We start from the raw sequence: 20,583 nt of genomic DNA, 5'->3' as shown, positions 1-20,583 counted from the left end.
CACGGTGCGTCCAATAGACCGGAGCCAGGAGATCGAACCGGGGGCCACGAGCGAAAGTGAGGCGTTGTGCATGCCGGGCGACGGCGGCAGGGTCCTGACCGAAGACCGACTGCGCGGAGTGCTCGATCTGTTCGAACGGCTGCGGGAGCGGCCGACCCGGAGATGGCGCGAACGGGTGCGCCCCCTGCTCCTCCTGGTGGGGGCCGGCAACCACACCAGGCACGTCGCGGACCTGCTGCTCAAGCGGTGTGAGGACGAGCGGGCCCCGGTCTCGCACATCGCCGCCGAGACCGCCGCCACCGACGTCGCGGGCGTTCTGCGGGAGGCCAAGCGGGAGCTCTCCCAGCCCAGCAGCCGCCCGCGCGGGGAACCGCCGCTGCGCTTCCCGCTGCTGGACATGGCGCTGTGGCTGAGCGACCTGCGCGAGATCCGGGTGGCCGGCGACCGGCCGATCCCCAGGAACCTCACGCACGCCGAACGCGAGAACCGCAAGCTGGTCCAGCGGCTCACCCACCCGCCGATCGGCGACAACGAGAACTCACGCCGCCGCGAGCTCAACCGGGTCATCCGCAGCCGTGGCCGCGACGTGCTGCGCGACCTGGACGAGGGGCACCGCAGCAGGCCCGCGACGTTCCTGGCGTTCCTGGAGCAGATCGCGCCGATCGGCGTCGCCGCCGTCGCGCTGATCAGCGCGGGCACCGCCGCCGCGCTCGACCTGGCCGCCGCCGGTTTCGCCGCGGCGCTGGGCCTGGCGTTCGTCGCGGTGCAGATCGTGGCGCGCACCCGCGGCTGGGCCGGTGTCCTGCGGTACCGCTGGTTCACCCGGCAGCCCTACATCGACAGCGATTCGACGGGCTTCCTCGGCTTCGCGCTCGCGGCGTTCGACCCCCGCCCGAGCGAGCCCGAGGATCAGCGCGAGCAGCTCGACCTGCTGCTGGTCGCGGCGTTCCTGGAGGACCTGCGCCGCAACTACCGGCGGACGATCTGGCGGGCCGCCTGGGCGCGGGTCCGCTACCCGGTGCTGATCTTCGAGCATCTCGACGCGCGGCACGCCGGGGTGGAGTTCGTCGAGCTGGTCGAACGGGTCCGGGCCGACAGGCAGGGCGATGCGAGGCAGCGCGACTGGGACCCGCTGGTGATCACGGTGGGCGTGGACGCCACGAGCCCCGCCCACGACGACCCGTCCGCCCCGTCCGGCCGGCGGCTGATCGACCGGCTCTCGCGCGACGACCGCATCGAGCTGTGGTCGGGCGAGGCCGACGACGTCGTCGCCGCGCGCCGCCTGTGGGACAGCTACTGGCGCGAGCAGAGCCGCGTCCGCGCCCTCGGCTCCCAGCGGGTGCTCCGAGTGGACATCACGCGCGACGCCGAGGGCGACATGCCGCTGCCGCGCAAGTCGCGGCGGCGCCCGCGGGTCACGCATCCGGCGCTGCCCTGGATCGCGATGGTCGCGGTCCTCGCCGCCTCGGTCACCGTGGTGGCCGTCCAGGCGGTGAAGTACTGCTCCCCGCTCCAGATCCGGCGAACGAGCCACGGCGAGTGCATCGGGATCACCGACGGGTCGTTCAAGTTCGCGGAGGACTCCGAGGGCGCGAACAACGACAACCGCCTCTCGCCCATCCTGAAGCGGCTCAAGAAGCAGAACGACGAGGTCAAGGAGTCCGGCAAGCCGTACGCCACGATCGTCTACCTCGGCCCGCTGACCGCCGACCCGGCGATCAAGAACCGCCAGCTCGACCTGCTCGCGGGCGCGCAGGGCGAGCTCGCGGGCCTGGTCATCGCCCAGCGCAGGTTCAACGACGCCTACCCCAACATGCGGCTGCGGGTGCTGATCGCCAACGCGGGCGCCAAGTTCAGGTACGCGCCGGAGGTCGCCGAGCAGATCAGGTCGCGGGCGCTGCGCGACCGTTCGATCGTCGCGGTGGTCGGCTTCGAGCAGAGCCGCAAGAAGACCCAGCAGGCGATCAGGGTGCTGGCCAAGTCGGCGCTGCCGCTGATCGGGACGGCCAACAGCTACGGCAGGACGGCGTGGCTGGACAGCGCCGGGCGGTACTCGCCGTACTACTTCCGGCTGGCGCCGCCGAATGCGCGGCTGGCCCGGCACGCCGCGTTCTGGGCCCGCGACGGCCAGATCAACGGCGTCCGCGCGAAGAGCGTGGACGTGATCTACGACGCCGACGAGGACGACCTCTACAGCCGGGACCTGGCGACCCAGTTCCAGCAGGCGTTCGTCAAGGCCGGCGGCAAGAGGCCGCGCACGTGGGCGTACAAGGACCCCGGCGACCTGGACAAGGCCGTGCGGCAGGCGTGCCTGAAGCCCTCCGACCTCTTCTACTACGCGGGCCGGTCCGACGAGTTCCGCGGCTTCGTGAACGTGCTGGAACTCGCGTGCGGCGGCAAGAGCCGGCTGGTGCTGGCCGACGACGAGATCGCCAAGTACGTGAGCGACAACGCCCAGGAGATCGGCAGCAAGGGCACCTTCACGCTGTACTACACGCCGCTGGCCGCGCGGGAGGCGTGGATTCCGCGCTGGATCGGGCCGGGGCAGGCCCCGCAGACGTTCTACACCGACTACACGCCGACCGTGGCGGACCTGTTCGGCAAGAACGCGCCGGCGGACCGGCGCCCCTCGGTGACCCGCGCGGCGGTGAGCTACGACGCCGCGACCCTGGTGGCGAACGTGGCCAACTCGGTCTACTACGAGCAGCAGACGCGGCCCACGGCGGGCGCGGTCTTCGCGGCGCTCAACGATCCCGAACGCGACGTGCTGCCGAACGGGGCGAGCGGGGTGCTGCGGTTCGGGCCGACCTCGACCGGCCATCAGGTGCTCGACAAGCCCGTTCTGCTGGCCACGGTGAAGAAGGACGGGTCGCAGGAGGTCACCGAGGTCTGCGGGCGGCTCGTCGCGAGCGGCCAGGGCAAGGGCGACTGCCCGCCGGGGGATTGACCAGAGGGCCCGGGACGGCAAAAGGCCCCCGGCGGTTCGCCGGGGGCCTCGAGCGCATCGAGCGGGGGGTGGCGCGCCGGTCAGCCGGCGTTGCGCTTGAGGGCCTCCGCTGCTCCGGCGACGTCGTCGATGGAACGCGTGCCGGGTCCGACGTACTTGGCGCTCGGCCGGACGAGACGGCCGGTGCGCTTCTGCTCCAGGATGTGCGCGGCCCACCCGGCCGTACGGCCGCAGGTGAACATCGCGGGCATCATCGCGGTCGGGACCTCGGCGAAGTCCAGGATGACCGCGGCCCAGAACTCCACGTTGGTCTCGATCGGGCGGTCCGGGCGGCGCTCACGCAGCTCGGCGAGGGCGGCGTCCTCCAGGGCCTTCGCAGCGTCGTAGCGGGCGGCGCCGAGCTCCTTGGCGGTGCGGCGCAGCACGCGGGCGCGCGGGTCCTCGGCGCGGTAGACGCGGTGGCCGAAGCCCATCAGCCGCTCGCCCGAGTCCAGGATCCCGGTGACGACCTTGCGGGCGTCGCCGATCTGCTCGACCTTCTCGATCATCGGCAGCACGCGCGCGGGCGCGCCGCCGTGCAGCGGCCCGGACATGGCGCCGATCGCACCGGAGATGCTGGCCGCCACGTCCGCGCCGGTGGAGGCGATGACGCGGGCGGTGAAGGTGGAGGCGTTCAGGCCGTGCTCGGCGGCCGAGACCCAGTACGCGTCGATGGCCTGAACGTGCTTCGGGTCAGGCTCACCGCGCCAGCGGATCATGAACCGCTCGGTAATGGTCCTGCCCTCGTTGATGCGGGTCTGCGGGACCATCGGTACCGCCACGCCGCGCGCGGACTGCGCCGCGAACGACAGCGCGGTGACCGACACCTGGGCGAGGTTGGCGCGCGCCTCCTCGTCGGAGATGTCCAGCAGCGGGCGCATCCCGTACGCCGGGGCGAGGATCGGGAGCGCGCTCTGCACGTCGACCCGGACGTCGCCGGAGTTCACCGGCAGGACGTGCGGCTCGGCCGGGGCGAGGCCGGGGTCGAAGCTGTCATCGACCAGCAGGCCCCAGGCGTCGCCGAAGGAGACGCGGCCGACGAGTTCCTCGATGTCGACGCCCCGGTAGCGGAGGGCGCCGCCCTCCTTGTCCGGTTCGGCGATCTCGGTCTCGAAGGCGACGACCCCCTCGAGACCGGGTTTGAAGTCGGACATTTCGTCCTGCCTTTCGTCCCCATAGTGATAAGGCGGTGCCGTGCCATTGAACCCTGTCCGTCTTACTGGTGAGTACCCAGGCCCCTGTGACTTGCACAATGCCCAGGTGGGAGGCTCAGACGCTGTGGACAACGCGACGCCCGACCCCGCACGGCTCCGGAGATCCTACGAGGACGGTGAGCTGGCCGAACCGGCCGTGCCCGCCGAGCCGTTCGCCCTGTTCGAGCTGTGGTTCGCCGAGGTCGCGGCGGCGCGCCTGCCCGAGCCGAACGCGATGATCCTCGCGACCGCCTCCGCGGACGGGATGCCGAGCGCCCGGACGGTGCTGCTGAAGGGCTTCGGCGCGGACGGGTTCCGCTTCTTCACCAACCGGGCCTCGGCCAAGGGCCGCGACCTGGCCGAGAACCCGCGCGCGGCCCTGGTCTTCCCCTGGCACGCGATGTACCGGCAGGTCCGGGTGACCGGTCCGGTGGAGGAGCTGTCGCGGGAGGAGTCGGAGGCCTACTTCCGTACGCGGCCGCACGGCTCGCAGCTGGGGGCCTGGGCCAGTCACCAGTCCTCGGTGATCAGTGGCCGGGAGGTGCTGGAGTCCCGGTTCGTCGAGCTGGCCGAACGCTGGCCCGACCCGGACGAGGGTGCCGCCGAGGGAGAGGTCCCGCTGCCGGACTTCTGGGGCGGCTACCGGGTGGTCCCCGAGACGATCGAGTTCTGGCAGGGGCGACGCGACCGGCTGCACGACCGGCTCCGCTACCGGCGCACGGCCGAGGTTGGAGGCTGGACGCGGGAGCGCCTCGCTCCGTGATCTAGGGGACATTTCCATCACCGGAATTGGACCTGTGCGGTCAGATGCTTAACCTTGCTAAAGACCGCCGGTGATCCCCCCGCGAACGAGTAGCGAGCCCCCCGTGCACAACCTGACCGAATCCAGCGACCAAGAAGCCGAGCCGGAAGAACCCGGGCGCATGAAGCGGATCGCGATCGACACCCGTCCGCTGCGCCATGGACCGTTCCGGCGGCTCTGGCTCGGCCAGGGCGTGTCGTTCATCGGCTTCCAGGTCACCGCCGTCGCGGTGCCCGTCCAGGTGTACGACATGACCAAGTCGTCGGCCTGGGTGGGCGCGCTCGGCCTGGTCAACCTCGTGCCGCTGATCGTCTTCGGGCTCTGGGGCGGCGCGGTCGCCGACCACATGGACCGGCGCCGGCTGCTGCTGGTGTCGTCCTGCGTCACCTGGGCGTCCACGCTCCTGCTGCTGATCCAGGCGCTGGCCGGGCTGGACAGCCTCGGGCTGATCATGACCGTGGTGGCCGTGCAGTCCGTCGGCTTCGCGATCTCCTCGCCCACCCGCAGCGCGATCATTCCCCGGCTGCTGGACAAGTCCCTCGTACCGGCGGCCAACACGCTCAACTTCACCGCCAGCCAGGTCGGCATGCTCGCCGGGCCGCTGTTCGCCGGGGTGATCCTGGCCCAGTTCAACTACGCGGCGGCCTACGGGCTGGACGCCGTGCTGTTCACCGTCGGCCTGTACGCGGCGATGCGGCTCCCCGGCATCCCGCCGCTCGGCGACGTGACCGGCGCGCCCGGGCTCCGCTCGGTCTTCGAGGGCTTCCGCTACCTGGCGACCCAGCCCGTGCTGCTCATGTCGTTCGTGGTCGACATCATCGCGATGGGCGTGGCGATGCCGCGCGCCCTGTTCCCCGAGCTGGCCGAGACCCGCTTCGGCGGCGAGGGCGCGGTCGGCTGGCTGTTCGCCGCGATCGCGATCGGGGCCGTGCTCGGCGGCCTGTCGTCCGGCTGGATCGGCCGCATCCACCGCCAGGGCGTGGCGCTCGTCGCCGCCATCGTGGTGTGGGGGCTGGCCGTCGTCGCCGCCGGGCTGACCCACCAGCTGTGGCTGGCCGTGCTGCTGCTCGCCGTCGGCGGGGCGGCCGACCTGGTCTCGGCCGTCTTCCGGCAGACGATGCTCCAGACGTACGCCCCGGACGAGATGCGCGGCCGCCTCCAGGGCGTTTTCACCGTGGTCGTGGCGGGCGGCCCCCGCCTCGGCGACATGCGCGCCGGGATCACCGCCTCGGCCGCCGGGGCGACCGCGTCCTGGGTCGGCGGCGGCCTGGCCTGCGCCGTTCTCGTGGTGATCGTCGCCCTGGCCGTACCGGCGCTCCTGCGGTACGACACCCGTACCGCCGAGGGCCCGGTCCCCACCGCCGGCTGATCACCGGCCGATCTCGGCGCACCTTCGGGTGATCTCCGCGGGCCCTTCGCTCACATTTTCGGTTCGGGGCCCCGGCTGTGGGAAGATTTGGCGACCTTGGCGCGTTCTTCCCTACCTGCCACGAGAGGGATATGTGCAGGCACCGCCCCTGAGCGGTGTGACCAAGTAGACTCGAGGCCACAAGACTGGAGGGAGCTGTGACCTCACACGGCCTGATCGATACCACGGAGATGTATCTCCGTACGGTGTTCGAGCTCGAAGAGGAGGGCATCGTCCCGCTGCGCGCGCGCATCGCCGAGCGCCTCTCCCAGAGCGGCCCGACGGTGAGCCAGACGGTGGCTCGCATGGAGCGCGACGGGCTGCTGCGGGTCGAGGGGGACCGGCACCTGGAGCTGACCGACGCCGGGCGCAGCCTGGCCGTCTCGGTCATGCGCAAGCACCGCCTCGCCGAGTGCCTTCTGGTCAACGTCATCGGACTGCCCTGGGAGGACGTCCACATCGAGGCGTGCCGCTGGGAGCACGTCATGTCCGAGGAGGTCGAGCGGCGCCTGGTCGCGCTGCTGGACAACCCGACCGCCTGCCCGCACGGCAACCCCATCCCCGGCCTGGACGAGCTCGGCGGGCACGCCGACGACGGCGAGAGCGCCCCGGTCGCGGTCATGTCGGACGTGGCGACGCCGGGCGGCGCCGCGGCCGTCGTGCGCCGGATCAGCGAGCAGGTGCAGAGCGACAGCGACCTGATGCTTAAACTCAAGCAAATCGGGATACAACCGGGACGCGAGGTAACGCTCCGGGCGACGGACGACGGTGTGCGGGTGACGTGTGACGACGAGGTGGACGGTCCGGACACCGAGCTGCCGCGCGACATCGCCGAGCACGTCTTCGTCAGCCGCCGATAATCTCGCGGTGGTCTACGGGGTCTATACCGAAGATCTCCTTACCAACCTGGCGTTCTCGCGTATCCCCATGGCAAGTTCGTCGTTCAATACGAGGGACGTGTTCGGCAGACAGGCGGGGATATGAAGCGCTGGGGGGAGTCGCCTTTCGAGGCGCACCTGCCGCCTGAGACCGTCCTCGCCCAGATGGAGATGGCGGTCATCGTCTGCGACCGCTTCAGCAACGTCATCTACGGCAACGCGTTCGCGCGGCAGCTGTTCGGCTTCGGCGGCGACGAGATCATCGGCCATTCGGTGCTGTCGCTGGGCATCGCCGAAGAGGACCACGACCAGGCCACCGAGCTGGCCAAACACGTCCTCAAGGGCGGTGTGTGGGAGGGCACGTTCTCCAACCTGCGCGCCGACGGGACGACCGTCTACACGCGCGCGCACGCCGTGCCGCTGCGCCACCCGTCCGGCGCCGTCGACGGCATCGTGATCTTCGCCCGCGAGGCGCTGCGCAGCAACCAGCGCGAGAACGACCGCTATGGCCTGCTGGAGCGCATCGGCGAACGGCTCGCCGGATCGCTGGAGCTGGAGAACACGCTCCGCCGCGTCGCCGACATCCTGGTGCCGCAGTTCGCCGACCACTGCTTCATCGACCTGTTCGGCGGCGACCGCCAGAACGCCTCGTACGGCCGGCTGGTCCGCAAGGTGTCGCGGCACGCGGCCAACTGGGAGCCGCCGCCCGGCACCTGGGCCGACGTCGGCGAGACGGTCACCTACCCGCCCGGGCACTTCAGCGCCAAGGCGATGAGCCGCCGCGACGCCGTGCTGGTCGAGGACATGGTCCAGCACCGCTTCAACGCGCCGAACGAGTCCAGCAAGCGCCTCGGCGACGAGATGGGCATCACCTCGGTGATCTCCGCGCCGCTGGTCGTGCGCGGCGAGCTGCTCGGCGTGATGAGCGTGGCGCTGTCCAACCTCAGCAAGCGTCCCGACCCGCACTATGACGGCTTCGACCGCGACCTGCTCGGCGCGATCGCGAGCCGGGTGGCGATCGCGGTCGACAACGCCCTGCTCTTCGAGGAGGAACGCGAGACCGCCCTCGCGTTCCAGAAAAACCTGCTTCCCGGCGAGCGCCCGCCCCGGCTGGACGGCCTGCAGATCGCCTGGCGGTACGAGCCCGCCCGACCGCTGGAGGGCCACGGCCACGGCATCCAGACCCAGGTCGGCGGCGACTGGTACGACGTCATCCCGCTGTCGGCGGGCCGCGTCGGGCTGGTCATCGGCGACGTCGAGGGCCGCGGCGCCCGCGCCGCCGCCGTGATGGGCCAGCTGCGCGCCGCCCTGCGCGCGTTCGCCCAAGATGACAAGCCGCCCGCCGACATCCTGCGCAAGCTCGACGAGTGGGTGCGCACGATGACCCGGCCGGAGCGGCAGCGCTCGGGCTGGGCCCCCTACAACGACGAGGTCCGCCCGCCGCTGGTGTCGTGCACCTACTTCGTCTACGACGCCTGGTCGCGCGTCCTGGAGTTCGCCAACGCCGGTCACGACCCGCCGCTGCTGATCTTCGACGGCGAGGTCAGCGAGCTGCCGTTCGAGAGCGAGGGCGCCATGCTCGGCGTCCGCGCGCCCGGCATGGGCGGCGAGATCCTCTACAACGAGGAGACGACCGAGCTGAAGCCCGGCGCGACGCTGGTGCTCTACACCGACGGCCTGATCGACCGGCGGCCCAAGGACGACGGCGACTACTACAGCCGCGAAGAGGCCCGCGAGATGGTCCGGGCGGCGGTCGCCGAGGTGGCCCGCCGCGACGTCGAGACGATCGCCAACGCGGCCTACGAGGCCGTCCAGGGCGACATCGACGACGACGTGGCCATCGTGGTCATCCGTACCGCCGGGGAAGAGCTGGCCGTCGAGGAGCGCACCTTCCCGGCCGAGCCGATCATGGTGTCGGAGGCCCGCCGGATGGCCGCCGACGCGTTCGTCTCCTGGGGCATGCACGACGAGCAGGCCGAGCTGGCCTGCCTGCTGGTGTCGGAGGTCGTCACCAACGTCGTCCTGCACGCGACCACCACGCCCACCCCCAAGCGCGAGCTGGTCCCCTCGGGCGGCATGCCGCAGGTCCAGTTCAACGCCGAGTTCGACGACGCCTTCGACGAGGACGACTGGAACCTCGGCGCCGACCTCGGCCGCCGCGAGCCCGCCACCAAGGACTTCCGCCTGCGGCTGCGCCGCGGCGAGGACGCCATCTGGGTCGAGGTCTTCGACTCCGACCTGCGCCTGCCCCGCATCCGCAGCGCCGGCGAGACCGACGAGGGCGGCCGCGGCCTCTACCTCGTCGACCAGCTCGCCACCCGCTGGGGCGCCCGCCCCACGACGGACGGCAAAGCAGTCTGGTTCGAGCTCCCCCTTCGCTGACAACCCCTCGCCGTCTATCGGAGGTGCGTGGGATGAGGGCTTGGAGTGTGGAGAAGCCGGGGCCGGTCGAGAGCGGCCCGCTGCAGCTGGTCGAGCGGGACGTTCCGGAGCCTGGGGCCGGGGAGCTGCTTCTGCGGGTGCTGGCGTGCGGGGTGTGCCGTACGGACCTTCATGTGACCGAGGGCGATCTGCCCGTTCATCTGGCGGGCGTGACGCCGGGGCACGAGGTCGTCGGCGAGGTCGTGGCGGCCGGGGACGGATGCCGGTTCGCGGTGGGGCAGCGGGTCGGGATGGCGTGGCTGCGGTGGACGGACGGGTCCTGCACGTTCTGCCGTCGCGGGAACGAGAACCTGTGCCCCGACTCGCTCTACACCGGCTGGGACGCTAACGGCGGGTACGCCGAGTACGCGGTGGCCGTGGACGCCTACGCCTACGCGCTGCCGGAGGCGATCGACGACGTGCGGGCGGCGCCGCTGCTGTGCGCGGGGATCATCGGCTACCGGTCGCTGCGGCGCGCGGAACTGCCGCCGGGCGGGCGGCTCGGGATCTGGGGGTTCGGCGGCTCGGCCCATCTGGCGGCGCAGATCGCGATCGCCGAGGGCGCGGAGGTGTCGGTCTTCACCCGTTCGGCGGCGGCTCGGGAGCTCGCGCTGTCGCTGGGCGCGGTGTGGGCGGGCGACTCGGCGGACGAGGGGCCGGAACTGCTCGACTCGGCCATCATGTTCGCGCCCGTGGGCGGCCTGGTGCCGGTGGCTCTGGAACGGCTCGACCGGGGCGGGACGCTGGCGATCGCCGGGATCTACCTCAGCGGCGTACCGGAGCTGAACTACCAGCGGCACCTGTTCCAGGAGCGGCAGGTGCGGTCGGTCACCGCGAACACGCGGGCGGACGGCGAGGAGTTCCTGGCGCTGGCGGCGCGGCTGGGCATCGCCGTCACCACGCACGACTACGGGCTGGACGAGGCGGACCGGGCGCTCGCCGACCTGAAGGCGGATCGCTTCACCGGCGCGGCGGTGCTGGTGCCGTAAACGGGCTGTGGGCGGTCTCTGGGCCCGGTCTGTGGGCGGGCCTAGATCGGCTCTGCGGCGACGTGGGCCCAGTTCTGGGTGAACCACAGCTCGCCGCCGATGATGCGGGGTTTGGCGCCGGTCTTCGGGCCGCCGTCGACCTCGTCGGTGAGCGCCTGCCGGATCTGCGCGGCGGCGCTGAGGGAGACCGCTCCCGCCAGCCACGGCTCGACCGGGCGTTCCACCGTGAAGACGTCCAGGCGGCGCACGTTCGCGCCCGAGCTGGTGATGAGCTCGGTCAGCCCGGCGATCGAGAAGATCCCCGGGTGGGCCGGGTCGCGGAGCCGTTCGATCCAGTCGCGGTCCGAACCGGCCAGGTTGGTACGTACCACGTCCGCGATGATCAGCCGTCCGCCCGGCTTGCAGACCCGGAGGAGCTCGCGCAGCACGCGCCCGGGGTCGCCCAGGCTGTAGAGCGAGAAGCGGGTGGTGACCAGGCTGAACGTGTCGTCCTGGTAGGGCAGCGCCGTCGCCTCGGCGCGGACCCTGATCGAGTCCGGCGCGTGGCCGCGCTGCGTCGCCGCGGCGGCGGGCACGGCGTCGGGGTTGCCGCGGCGGACCGCGGCGCGGTGCAGGCTCCCGGCGGCCGGGTCGTCGGCGATCCGGACCGGGCCGGTGCCGAACTCCACGGTCGTCGCGCGGCCGCGCTCGTCCAGCCGGGCGGGCGGGCCCGGCGCCGCGTCGACGGCGGTGACCTGGCGCACCTGCGGGCTCAGGGCGGCGGGCATCGGCCCCGACCCGCGCGCCACGTCGAGGCAGACGTCCTCAGGCGAGGGCTCGGCGAAGTCGAGCAGGCGACGTACGTGCGGGGTGACCGTGCCGCCGGGCGCTTCCATCTCAGTCGCGGGGTGCGGCACTGCTAGTTCTCCCTCGGCTCAGGTCGGCTCCGCCTGCGTGCTGCCGCTCGCGCTGGCGGTCGCGAGGCGTCGCCGACACTTGACTGCTGATTACAGAAGCCGACTCGAGCGGGGTTGGAAGCCGATTCGTCAGGTATGACTCTCCCGGGGGCCAGGAAGTTCGCCTCACGGGGCGAGAAAATCCGGCGAAACCCCTACTTCTTGAGGTGCTCGCCGTACAGCGTGAGCACGACCAGGACGAACACGATGATGACGGCCATGCGGGTCGGGTTGCCGAGCCGGAGCCGCGTTCCGAGCCAGCGCACCACGAACGCGCACAGCAGCGCCATCACGACGAGCGCGATGATCCCTTCCATGGGGCCACCTTCGGTCGGGGGGACGGAAGCCTCTCCCTTGAACCATAGACGGGTAAGAAATGCATTACCCCGGTAGTCGAACCCGGTTCGGCACGGGGATAGCCTCACGTGCGTGGCAGATGAGAAGGAAGACCAGAAGCCCGCCGCCGGCGACGTCATCGACGGCCTGATGCTGAACGTGGCCCGCACGCGGGTCGCCTTCGGCGCGGTGGCGTTCGCGGCGCCCGGCCTCACCGTCAAGCTCATGGGGATGGGCAGCGGCTCCGACGGCGGCCGCGACTACGTCACCCGGATGTTCGCCGCCCGTGAGATCGCGCTCGGCGCCGGCTACCTGCTCAGCAAGGGCTCGGGCCGCAAGATCTGGGCGCGGCTCGGCCTGGTCGTCGACGCCCTCGACACGGTGAACGGGCTGCAGTCGCGCGGACGGCTGCCGCTGTGGGTCACCGCGAGCGCGGTCGCCGTCGCGGGCGGCACCGCGGCGGTCGGCTCCGCCAAAGTCACCAAAGACCTCCTAGCCCGCTAGCCCCGCTAGCCCCGCTGGCCCACCCATTCGCCGATCTTGCTCTCAGCGCCCCGACACGCCGGAACGGAGGGCGCTGAGAGCAAGATCGGCGGGTTTGGGGACCGGGTGCGGATGGGGTGTGATCTTCGCCTCCTGGGTGGGTAGGCCTCTCCCGATAAGTCACGTGTCGCGGGGGGCGGCTATGACGGCAGAGGCAACGACGGCTGAGCGACCGCACGAGGACATGCCCAAGGGCAGGGACCTGGCGGTGATCCTCGGCGCGCTCATGCTCGCCATGCTGCTCGCCGCGCTGGACCAGACGATCGTGTCCACCGCGCTGCCCACGATCGTCAGCGACCTCGGCGGGCTGAACCACCTGTCGTGGGTGGTCACCGCGTACCTGCTGTCCTCGACCGCCTCGACACCGCTGTGGGGCAAGCTCGGCGACCAGTACGGCCGCAAGCGGCTGTTCCAGGCCTCGATCGTCATCTTCCTGATCGGGTCGGCGCTGTGCGGCATCGCGCAGGGCATGAGCGAGCTCATCGCGTTCCGCGCCGTGCAGGGCCTCGGCGGCGGCGGGCTGATGGTGCTGGTCGTCGCGATCGTCGGCGACGTCGTTCCGCCCCGTGAGCGCGGCCGCTACCAGGGCATGTTCGGCGCCGTCTTCGGCGTCGCGAGCGTCTGCGGGCCCCTGCTCGGCGGCTGGTTCGTCGACAACCTGTCGTGGCGCTGGGTCTTCTACATCAACATCCCGATCGGCATCCTCGCGCTGATCGTGATCGCGGCGGTGCTGCACGCCACGTCCGAACGCCACCAGCACAAGATCGACTACCTGGGTACGCTGCTCATCGTCGGGTGGGCGACCGGCCTGGTGCTGATGACCACCTGGGGCGGCACGCAGTACGACTGGCTGTCGCCGCAGATCATCGGGCTCGGCGTCGGCTCCGTCATCCTGATCGTGCTCTGGATCTTCGTCGAGCAGCGCGCCGCCGAGCCGGTCATGCCACCGCGGCTGTTCCGCGCGCCGGTGTTCAACCTCGGCTCGTCCATCAGCTTCGTGGTCGGCTTCGCGATGTTCGGCGCGCTGACGTTCCTGCCGATCTTCCTGCAGGTCGTGCACGGCGTCTCGCCCACGCTGTCGGGCGTCTACCTGCTGCCGATGATGGTCGGCATGCTGATCAGCTCGATCGGGTCCGGGCAGCTGATCAGCGCCACCGGCCGCTACAAGATCTATCCGATCGTGGGCACGCCGATCATCGCGGTCGCGCTGTTCCTGCTGTCGAAGATGGACGAGACGTCCTCGACCCTGTCGATGAGCCTGCGCTTCGCCCTGCTCGGCTTCGGGCTGGGCCTGGTGATGCAGGTGCTGGTCATCGCCGTGCAGAACGCCGTGTCCTACGAGGACCTGGGCGCGGCCACCTCCGGCGTCACCTTCTTCCGGCAGATCGGCGGCTCGTTCGGTGTGGCGGTGTTCGGGTCGGTCTTCGCCAACCGGCTCGCCGACCACATGACCGACATCGCCAAGAAGGGCGAGCTGCCGCCGGGCTTCAACCCTGAGGCGGTGCAGGGCAACCCGAAGCTGCTCGACAAGTTCCCCGTTCAGACCAAGACCGAGGTGCTGCACGCGTACGCGCAGTCGATCGACACGGTGTTCCTGCTGGCGGTCCCGGTCGCGGCCATCGCGATCGTGCTGACCTGGTTCCTGAAGGAGGTGCCGCTGCGCGCCACCTCCCAGACCCGCGACTACGGGGAGGGCTTCGGCGGCGCGCCGACGGTCCGTTCGTCCCGGCACGAGATCGAGCGCGCGCTGAGCGAGCTGATGCGCAAGGACGCCGGCGCGATGGAGGTGTACGAGCGGATCGGCGCCGCCGCCGGGGTCAACCTGCCCGCGGGCAGCATGTGGGCGCTCTGCCGGATCGCCAGGGACGAGACGGTGCCGGGCGCCGAGCTCGCCGAACGGGCGGGTGTGCCGATCGAGCACGGCCGGCCGTACGTCGACCGGCTGGTCAACGCGGGCTTCGTCGAACGGCATGACGGCGACCTGGTGATCACCGATTCCGGGCGTACCGTCGCGGACCGTTTGGTCGCGGCCCGAAAGCAGGGCCTGGCCAAGCACCTGGAGGGCTGGTCTCCCGAGGAGCATCCGGAGCTGTCGGAGTTGCTCGATCAGCTGTCCCGGGAGACGCTCGGTGACGACGCCGACGCCAAGGAGGTCCACGCCGAGGTCGAGGCCGCCGGGGCGGGCCGGTCCGAGACCGGCTGAGCCTCTCGCCCGGCACTTGGCCGGGACTGGCGGGCACCCTCGCCGAGCCTGGCAGGCACCCCTGCTGAGCTGCGTCTACGGTGTGACGGGAGCCGATCGAGAGGCAGGTCACATGGCGTTGCGTCCGATGGGATGTAATCTCATACTGACTAACCGAATCTCACTCGGTTTCGGGACGGAACCCCAACCCCACACTTTGGAGGCGCAGTGGCCGAGGCGTACATCGTCGGCGCGGTCCGTACCCCCGTCGGCACCAAGAAGGGTGCCCTGAAGGACGTTCATCCCGCCGACCTCGGTGCGCACGTGCTCAAGGAGCTCGTGAACCGCACCGGAGTGGACCCGTCGGCCGTCGAAGACGTGATCACCGGCTGCGTCATGCAGGTCGGACCGCAGTCGCTGGACATCGCGCGTACCGCCTGGCTCTCCGCCGGGCTGCCCGAGACCGTGCCCGGTGTGACGATCGACCGCCAGTGCGGCTCCTCCCAGCAGGCGATCCACTTCGCCGCGCAGGGCGTGCTGTCGGGCACCCAGGACCTGGTCGTCGCGTCCGGCATCGAGCAGATGGCCGTCGTGCCGATGGGCTCCTCGGTCGCCATGGCGCTGGAGAAGGGCATGCCCTTCCCGTACGGCGAGGGCTGGGCCGAGCGTTACGGCATGCAGGAGATCTCGCAGTTCCGCGGCGCGCAGCTGATGGCCGAGAAGTGGGGCTTCAGCCGCGAGGACCTGGAGCGCTTCGCCCTGGAGAGCCACCAGCGCGCCGCCAAGGCCATCGAGGCCGGCTACTTCGACCGTGAGATCGCCCCGATCGCCGGGCTGTCCAAGGACGAGGGCGCCCGCCCCGACACCACCATGGAGAAGATGGCGGGCCTGAAGCCGCTGCGCGAGGGCTGGGACATCACCGCCGCCGTCGCCTCGCAGATCTCCGTCGGCGCCTCCGCGCTGCTGATCGCCTCCGAGGAGGCCGTGAAGCAGCACAACCTGACCCCGCGCGCCCGCATCCACACCCTCTCGGTCTGCGGCTCGGACCCGGTCTACATGCTGACCGGCCCGATCCCGGCGACCGAGAAGGCGCTGCAGCGCAGCGGACTGAAGATCGACGACATCGACGTCTTCGAGGTCAACGAGGCGTTCGCCCCGGTCCCGATGGCGTGGGCCGCCGACACCGGCGCCTCGCTGGAGAAGACCAACCCGAACGGCGGCGCGATCGCCCTCGGCCACCCGCTCGGCGCGACCGGCGGCATCCTGATGACCAAGCTGCTGCACGAGCTGGAGCGCACGGGCGGCCGCTACGGCCTCCAGACCATGTGCGAGGGTGGCGGCCAGGCCAACGCGACGATCATCGAGCGCATCTGATCCGAGCTTTTCTGAGAACGGGCGGGGACCTGCGGGCCCCCGCCCGTTCGTCCGTCCGAGGAGGGCGCATGTACGAGGCGATCATCTACGAGGTGGCGGACCGGGTCGCCACGATCACGCTCAACCGCCCCGAGGCGCGCAACGCCCTCAGCGACCAGATGATCGACGAGCTCCTCGACGCGTTCGAGACGGCTCGGCTGGACGACGACGTCCGCGTGATCGTCCTGACCGGCTCCGGTGACCGGGCCTTCTGCGCCGGTGCCGACCTGGGCGGCCTGGGCGCCAAACAAGAGGACGGCCGCCCCGTGGCCGACCCCGCGGACATCCGCGAGAGCGCCCCGTACCGCCTCTTCACCGCGTTCCCCGGCATCGGCAAGCCGGTGATCGCCCGCCTCAACGGCCATGCCGTGGCCGGCGGCCTGGGCCTCGCCGCCGCCTGCGACCTGGTGATCGCCGCCGACGACGTCAAGCTGGGAACCCCCGAGGTCAACGTCGGCCTGTGGCCCATGATGATCATGGCCATCATCAACCGCAACGTGGCCCCCAAGCAGGCCTTCAAGCTCTACTACACCGGCGGCCGGGTCACCGCCGCCGAAGCCCACCAGATCGGCCTGGTCACCGAGGTCGTCCCCCGAGCCGACCTGGACGCCCGCGTCACCGAACTGGCCTCCACCATCGCCGCCAAGAGCCCCATCGGCCTCCGCATCGGCCGCGACGCCTTCTTCGCCATCGAAGGCCGTTCCCTGGAAGACCAGGTCGCCTACCTCCTAGGAGGCCTAGTGGAACTGGCCGGCACCGAAGACGCCAAGGAAGGCATCACCGCCTTCCTCGAAGGCCGCAAGCCCGACTTCACCGGTCGATGATCGGTCGCGGCACGCCTCCCTGACCTGCGGCGCCGCTCATGGTTGGCTGATCGACCATGGCCGTGGTCACACCTAGCTCCGTGCTGCCCTTCGACGACGAGTACGCGCCGCTGTACTCGGTCGGCCAGGTCGCCTCGATGCTGGAGCTCCAGCAGGCGTTCCTGCGGCGGCTGGACGAGTTCGACGTCGTCCGCCCGCGCCGCACCGACGGCGGGCAGCGCCGCTACTCGCGCGTGGAGGTCGGGCGCGTGCAGTACGTGGTGGGGCTGACTCGCGAGGGCATGACCCTGGCCGCGATCCGGCGCGTTCTGGAGCTGGAGCAGCAGGTCAAGGCCCTGGAAGGGCAGGTCGAGACCGGGCGCCGGCGCATCCGCGAACTGGAGTCCCGGGTGCGCAGTCGCCGCGCCTCCGTGCCTCCCATGTGACCCCGCGCCGCTGAGGTTGGGAACGTTTCCAAACGCGTCACGTCGTCTTTGGAAACGTTCCCAAGGCGAGATCGGGTGGCGTTGGCCTCAGGTGGTGAGGGTGAGGGTGCGCTGGATGCGGGCGGCGGTGGCCTGCATGCGGTGGACGGACGCCTCGATCTTGGGGAGCTTGCTGGAACGGCAGGAGATGGCGAGCGCGCCCACCACCGAGCCGGTGGCGTCGGTGACGGGGACGGCGGCGCAGCTGGTGCCGATGGCGTACTCCTCGTGGTCGAGGGAGAGGCCGTTCGGGTCGGCGAGGGCGCGCATGAGGGCCTGCGGGTCGGTGATCGTGTGGGGGGTCAGGTCGACCAGGGGGTGGCGGGCGAGGTAGTCGCGCTGGCTGTCCTGGTCGAGCTGGCGGAGCATGCACTTGCCGATCGCGGTGGCGTGCGCGGCCTCGTCGAAGCCGACCCAGAGGTCGACGCGGGGGGTACGGGGGCCGTCGGCGATGTCGACGATGCGGATCTCGTCGTCCTCGTGCATGCCGAAGTAGGAGGCGACGCCGAGTTCGTCGCGGAGCGCGATCAGCGTGGGGCGGACGCGGGCGAGGAGCTGCTGGGTCTTGCTCTGGCCGTGCAGTGACTGGACGCGGTCGCCAAGGACCCAGACGCCGTCCGACAGGCGGGTCGCGTAACCCTCGTGGGCGAGCGTTCGCAGCAGGTGGTAAGTGGTGGCGAGGGGGAGCCGCGCCTCGCGGGCCAGCTGTTTCGCGGGCGCTCCATTGGGATGCGACGCCACCGCCTCCATGAGATGCAACGCGCGTTGCACCGAGGCGATGAGAGTGGGCCTCCGTGTCTCATCCATTACGCACAGCGAACCCCTCTGGCCTCGTTGGGTCAAGGCCTTTGGTGATACTGGGTCCATTGGATCACTTCGTGTGCCACTCGGTGGCCGGTTTCCGGGAGTGGCCCAGGTAATGCGGGGGGTATGGAACGGTCCTTTCGAGGGCCTTTACAGGGTGCGACGAGTCGGCTCCCAATGGACACTTCCGTTCGCCTGAATCGCATTGGTGAAGGCGCGTCCCGGCGGGCTCACGAGGGGACTGTTCTCGGGGCTACTCAGGGGTAAGACTGAAGAGTAACTTCGCAAGTGAGGAACCTCCGAAGCCGTCATGTGAGGAGCCGGCATGACCCAGCAGAACCGCCCCGACACGGGACGCGTCGACGAGCGCACCGCACGGAAGGTCGCCGAGGAGGCCCGGGAGGCCGAGTGGCGGCTCCCGAGCTTCGGCAAGCAGTTGTTCCTGGGTGACTTCCGGCTGGACCTCATCCACCCCCATCCGCGCCCCGACGCCGCGACCCGTGACAAGGGCGAGGAATTCCTCGCGCGGCTCCGCGAGTTCTGCGCAACCAAGATCGATCCGTTCGTCATCGAACGCGAGTCGCGCATTCCCGACGAGGTCATCAAAGGGCTGCGCGAGCTCGGCGCGCTCGGCATGAAGATTCCGGAACGGTACGGCGGCCTCGGGCTCGGACAGCTCCATTACTGCCGGGCCTTGATGATCATCGGATCGGTCAGCCCGGCCCTCGGCGCGCTCGTCTCGGCGCACCAATCCATCGGCGTTCCGCAGCCCATCAAGCTGTTCGGCACCGACGAGCAAAAGGACGCCTGGCTGCCGCGCTGCGCGAACGAGATCAGCGCGTTCCTGCTCACCGAGCCCGACGTCGGCTCGGACCCGGCCCGCCTGCGCACGACCGCGGTGCCCTCCGAGGACGGCGGCGAGTACGTGCTGAACGGCGTCAAGCTGTGGACGACCAACGGCGTCGTCGCCGATCTGGTCGTGGTCATGGCCCGCGTTCCGAAGTCCGACACCCATCGCGGCGGCATCTCGGCGTTCGTCGTCGAGGCGGCCTCGCCCGGGATCACGGTCGAGAACCGCAACGCGTTCATGGGCCTGCGCGGCATCGAGAACGGCGTCACCCGCTTCCACGACGTGCGGGTCCCGGCCGCCAACCTGATCGGCAAGGAGGGCGCGGGCCTCAAGATCGCACTCACCACGCTGAACACCGGCCGCCTGTCGCTGCCCGCGATGTGCGCCGCCGCCGGCAAGTGGTCCACCAAGATCGCCCGCGAGTGGTCCAAGGAACGCGTTCAGTGGGGCCGCCCGGTCGGCGAGCACGAGGCGATCTCCAAGAAGATCGCGTTCATCGCGGCGACCGCGTACGGGCTGGAGGCCATGCTCGACCTGTCCAGCAGCCTGGCCGACGACGAGCGCAACGACATCCGGATCGAGGCCGCGCTGGCCAAGCTGTGGGCCTCGGAGATGGCCTGCAAGATCGCCGACGAGCTGGTTCAGTTGCGCGGCGGGCGCGGCTACGAGACCGCCGAGTCCCTGGCGGCGCGCGGCGAACGCGGCGTGCCCGCCGAGCAGGTGCTGCGCGACCTGCGGATCAACCGGATCTTCGAGGGCTCGACCGAGATCATGCACCTGCTGATCGCGCGCGAGGCCGTGGACGCGCACCTGTCGGTCGCGGGCGACATCATCGACCCGGACGCCAGCACCGGGCAGAAGGCCAAGGCTGCGGCGAAGGCGGGCGGCTTCTACGCGCGTTGGCTGCCGACGCTGGTCGCGGGCTCGGGGCAGCGGCCCGGGGCGTACGCCGAGTTCGGGCCGCTCGCCCGCCACCTACGCTATGTCGAGCGCGCCAGCCGCAAGCTCGCCCGTTCGACCTTCTACGCGGCCGGACGCTGGCAGGGCAAGCTCGAGTACAAGCAGGGCTTCCTCGGCCGCATGGTCGACATCGGCGCCGAGCTCTACGCGATGAGCGCCGTCTGCGTTCGGGCGCTGGAGGACGCCAAGAAGGGCGTGGAGCCGCTCGCGGGCGTGGACGCGACCGCACCGGGCCCGTCCGCCATGCGGCTCGCCGACGCGTTCTGCCGCCAGGCCCGCATCCGCGTCGAGGAGCTGTTCGACGGGCTCTGGCGCAACACCGACGACCTGGACTCGCGGCTGGCCAAGCAGGTGCTCGGCGGCGAGTTCACCTGGGTCGAGGAGGGCGTGCTGGACATGTCGATCCCGGGTCCGTGGATCGCGCCCGCCGAGCCCGGACCGAGCGCGCAGGAGAACGTGCACCGCACCGTTCCATGATCACCCGTTCCTTCCCGACATACCGTCGTGACCTGGTGGTCATCGCACAGTGTCACCATATGAAAACCGTCTGCCTGCGAACGGGGCGCCGGACCGATATCTTTCTTGAGTCTCGGCG

At 70.8% G+C, this 20,583-nt stretch carries 16 protein-coding genes; 12 read left to right on the top strand and 4 right to left on the bottom strand.

The features are described 5' to 3' along the window. Positions 1 to 70 precede the first annotated feature (70 nt). Positions 71 to 2,947 (top strand): ABC transporter substrate-binding protein, encoded by a 2,877-nt coding sequence (locus J4573_RS09805; protein WP_208254951.1) that lies wholly within the window; start codon positions 71 to 73, stop codon positions 2,945 to 2,947. Between the two features lie 80 nt (positions 2,948 to 3,027). On the opposite strand, the gene J4573_RS09800 is transcribed toward J4573_RS09805, so the two are convergent. Then, the gene (locus tag J4573_RS09800) at positions 3,028 to 4,140 is read right to left on the bottom strand and encodes a citrate synthase 2 (protein ID WP_208254950.1); all 1,113 of its coding nucleotides are present in this window, start codon (positions 4,138 to 4,140) and stop codon (positions 3,028 to 3,030) included. Between the two features lie 106 nt (positions 4,141 to 4,246). On the opposite strand from J4573_RS09800, the gene pdxH reads away from it, so the two are divergent. The 5 genes from pdxH (at position 4,247) to J4573_RS09775 (ending at position 10,677) form a co-directional block, all read left to right on the top strand. Further along, on the top strand, positions 4,247 to 4,942 hold the full coding sequence (gene pdxH / locus J4573_RS09795; protein ID WP_372442820.1) for a pyridoxamine 5'-phosphate oxidase: 696 nt from the start codon (positions 4,247 to 4,249) through the stop codon (positions 4,940 to 4,942). A 103-nt stretch (positions 4,943 to 5,045) separates the two neighbouring features. Next, positions 5,046 to 6,350 (top strand): MFS transporter, encoded by a 1,305-nt coding sequence (locus J4573_RS09790; RefSeq protein WP_307796577.1) that lies wholly within the window; start codon positions 5,046 to 5,048, stop codon positions 6,348 to 6,350. 197 nt (positions 6,351 to 6,547) lie between these two features. Further along, complete coding sequence (locus tag J4573_RS09785; RefSeq protein ID WP_208254949.1) at positions 6,548 to 7,249, top strand: iron-dependent transcriptional repressor DtxR; 702 nt, start codon at positions 6,548 to 6,550, stop codon at positions 7,247 to 7,249. A 120-nt stretch (positions 7,250 to 7,369) separates the two neighbouring features. After that, on the top strand, positions 7,370 to 9,649 hold the full coding sequence (locus J4573_RS09780; protein ID WP_208254948.1) for an ATP-binding SpoIIE family protein phosphatase: 2,280 nt from the start codon (positions 7,370 to 7,372) through the stop codon (positions 9,647 to 9,649). 32 nt (positions 9,650 to 9,681) lie between these two features. After that, positions 9,682 to 10,677, top strand: coding sequence for a zinc-binding alcohol dehydrogenase family protein (locus J4573_RS09775; RefSeq protein ID WP_208254947.1), 996 nt, complete (start codon positions 9,682 to 9,684; stop codon positions 10,675 to 10,677). A 41-nt stretch (positions 10,678 to 10,718) separates the two neighbouring features. On the opposite strand, the gene J4573_RS09770 is transcribed toward J4573_RS09775, so the two are convergent. Together J4573_RS09770 and J4573_RS09765 are read right to left on the bottom strand one after the other, a co-directional pair. Further along, positions 10,719 to 11,573, bottom strand: coding sequence for a class I SAM-dependent methyltransferase (locus J4573_RS09770; protein WP_307796576.1), 855 nt, complete (start codon positions 11,571 to 11,573; stop codon positions 10,719 to 10,721). A gap of 194 nt (positions 11,574 to 11,767) precedes the next feature. Next, a complete protein-coding gene (locus J4573_RS09765) occupies positions 11,768 to 11,929 on the bottom strand; it encodes a hypothetical protein (RefSeq protein ID WP_208254946.1) in 162 nt (53 codons plus the stop codon). 112 nt (positions 11,930 to 12,041) lie between these two features. Between J4573_RS09765 and J4573_RS09760 the strand changes: the two genes are divergently transcribed. The 5 genes from J4573_RS09760 (at position 12,042) to J4573_RS09740 (ending at position 17,335) form a co-directional block, all read left to right on the top strand. Further along, on the top strand, positions 12,042 to 12,452 hold the full coding sequence (locus J4573_RS09760; RefSeq protein ID WP_307796575.1) for a hypothetical protein: 411 nt from the start codon (positions 12,042 to 12,044) through the stop codon (positions 12,450 to 12,452). Positions 12,453 to 12,633: 181 nt separating this feature from the next. Then, on the top strand, positions 12,634 to 14,694 hold the full coding sequence (locus J4573_RS09755) for an MFS transporter (protein ID WP_208254945.1): 2,061 nt from the start codon (positions 12,634 to 12,636) through the stop codon (positions 14,692 to 14,694). 207 nt (positions 14,695 to 14,901) lie between these two features. Then, entirely contained in the window at positions 14,902 to 16,047 is a 1,146-nt protein-coding gene (locus J4573_RS09750) for an acetyl-CoA C-acetyltransferase (RefSeq protein WP_208254944.1), read from the top strand. 68 nt (positions 16,048 to 16,115) lie between these two features. Then, a complete protein-coding gene (locus tag J4573_RS09745; protein WP_208254943.1) occupies positions 16,116 to 16,910 on the top strand; it encodes an enoyl-CoA hydratase/isomerase family protein in 795 nt (264 codons plus the stop codon). Between the two features lie 56 nt (positions 16,911 to 16,966). Continuing rightward, on the top strand, positions 16,967 to 17,335 hold the full coding sequence (locus tag J4573_RS09740; RefSeq protein WP_208254942.1) for a MerR family transcriptional regulator: 369 nt from the start codon (positions 16,967 to 16,969) through the stop codon (positions 17,333 to 17,335). 87 nt (positions 17,336 to 17,422) lie between these two features. Here the strand turns inward: J4573_RS09740 and J4573_RS09735 are convergent, their stop codons facing one another. Further along, complete coding sequence (locus J4573_RS09735; protein ID WP_307796574.1) at positions 17,423 to 18,145, bottom strand: IclR family transcriptional regulator; 723 nt, start codon at positions 18,143 to 18,145, stop codon at positions 17,423 to 17,425. Between the two features lie 358 nt (positions 18,146 to 18,503). Here J4573_RS09735 and J4573_RS09730 point away from each other — a divergent pair, with 358 nt between their 5' ends. Further along, positions 18,504 to 20,465, top strand: a complete 1,962-nt coding sequence (locus J4573_RS09730) for an acyl-CoA dehydrogenase family protein (RefSeq protein ID WP_208254940.1) — start codon at positions 18,504 to 18,506, stop codon at positions 20,463 to 20,465. Positions 20,466 to 20,583 lie beyond the last annotated feature (118 nt).

Source organism: Actinomadura barringtoniae (assembly GCF_017573505.1).
Taxonomy (GTDB): Bacteria; Actinomycetota; Actinomycetes; order Streptosporangiales; family Streptosporangiaceae; genus Spirillospora; species Spirillospora barringtoniae.
Note: the sequence above shows the minus strand (reverse complement) of the source record. Positions and strands in the feature narration are given on the sequence as shown.

What these genes read in the sequence shown, in the direction of transcription:
- J4573_RS09740 (WP_208254942.1), top strand. Translation starts at nt 16,967, where the DNA reads ATGGCCGTGGTCACACCTAGCTCCGTGCTGCCCTTCGACGACGAGTAC.
- J4573_RS09780 (WP_208254948.1), top strand. Translation starts at nt 7,370, where the DNA reads ATGAAGCGCTGGGGGGAGTCGCCTTTCGAGGCGCACCTGCCGCCTGAG.
- J4573_RS09805 (WP_208254951.1), top strand. Translation starts at nt 71, where the DNA reads ATGCCGGGCGACGGCGGCAGGGTCCTGACCGAAGACCGACTGCGCGGA.
- J4573_RS09755 (WP_208254945.1), top strand. Translation starts at nt 12,634, where the DNA reads ATGACGGCAGAGGCAACGACGGCTGAGCGACCGCACGAGGACATGCCC.
- J4573_RS09775 (WP_208254947.1), top strand. Translation starts at nt 9,682, where the DNA reads ATGAGGGCTTGGAGTGTGGAGAAGCCGGGGCCGGTCGAGAGCGGCCCG.
- J4573_RS09730 (WP_208254940.1), top strand. Translation starts at nt 18,504, where the DNA reads ATGACCCAGCAGAACCGCCCCGACACGGGACGCGTCGACGAGCGCACC.
- J4573_RS09765 (WP_208254946.1), bottom strand. Translation starts at nt 11,929, where the DNA reads ATGGAAGGGATCATCGCGCTCGTCGTGATGGCGCTGCTGTGCGCGTTC.
- J4573_RS09745 (WP_208254943.1), top strand. Translation starts at nt 16,116, where the DNA reads ATGTACGAGGCGATCATCTACGAGGTGGCGGACCGGGTCGCCACGATC.
- J4573_RS09800 (WP_208254950.1), bottom strand. Translation starts at nt 4,140, where the DNA reads ATGTCCGACTTCAAACCCGGTCTCGAGGGGGTCGTCGCCTTCGAGACC.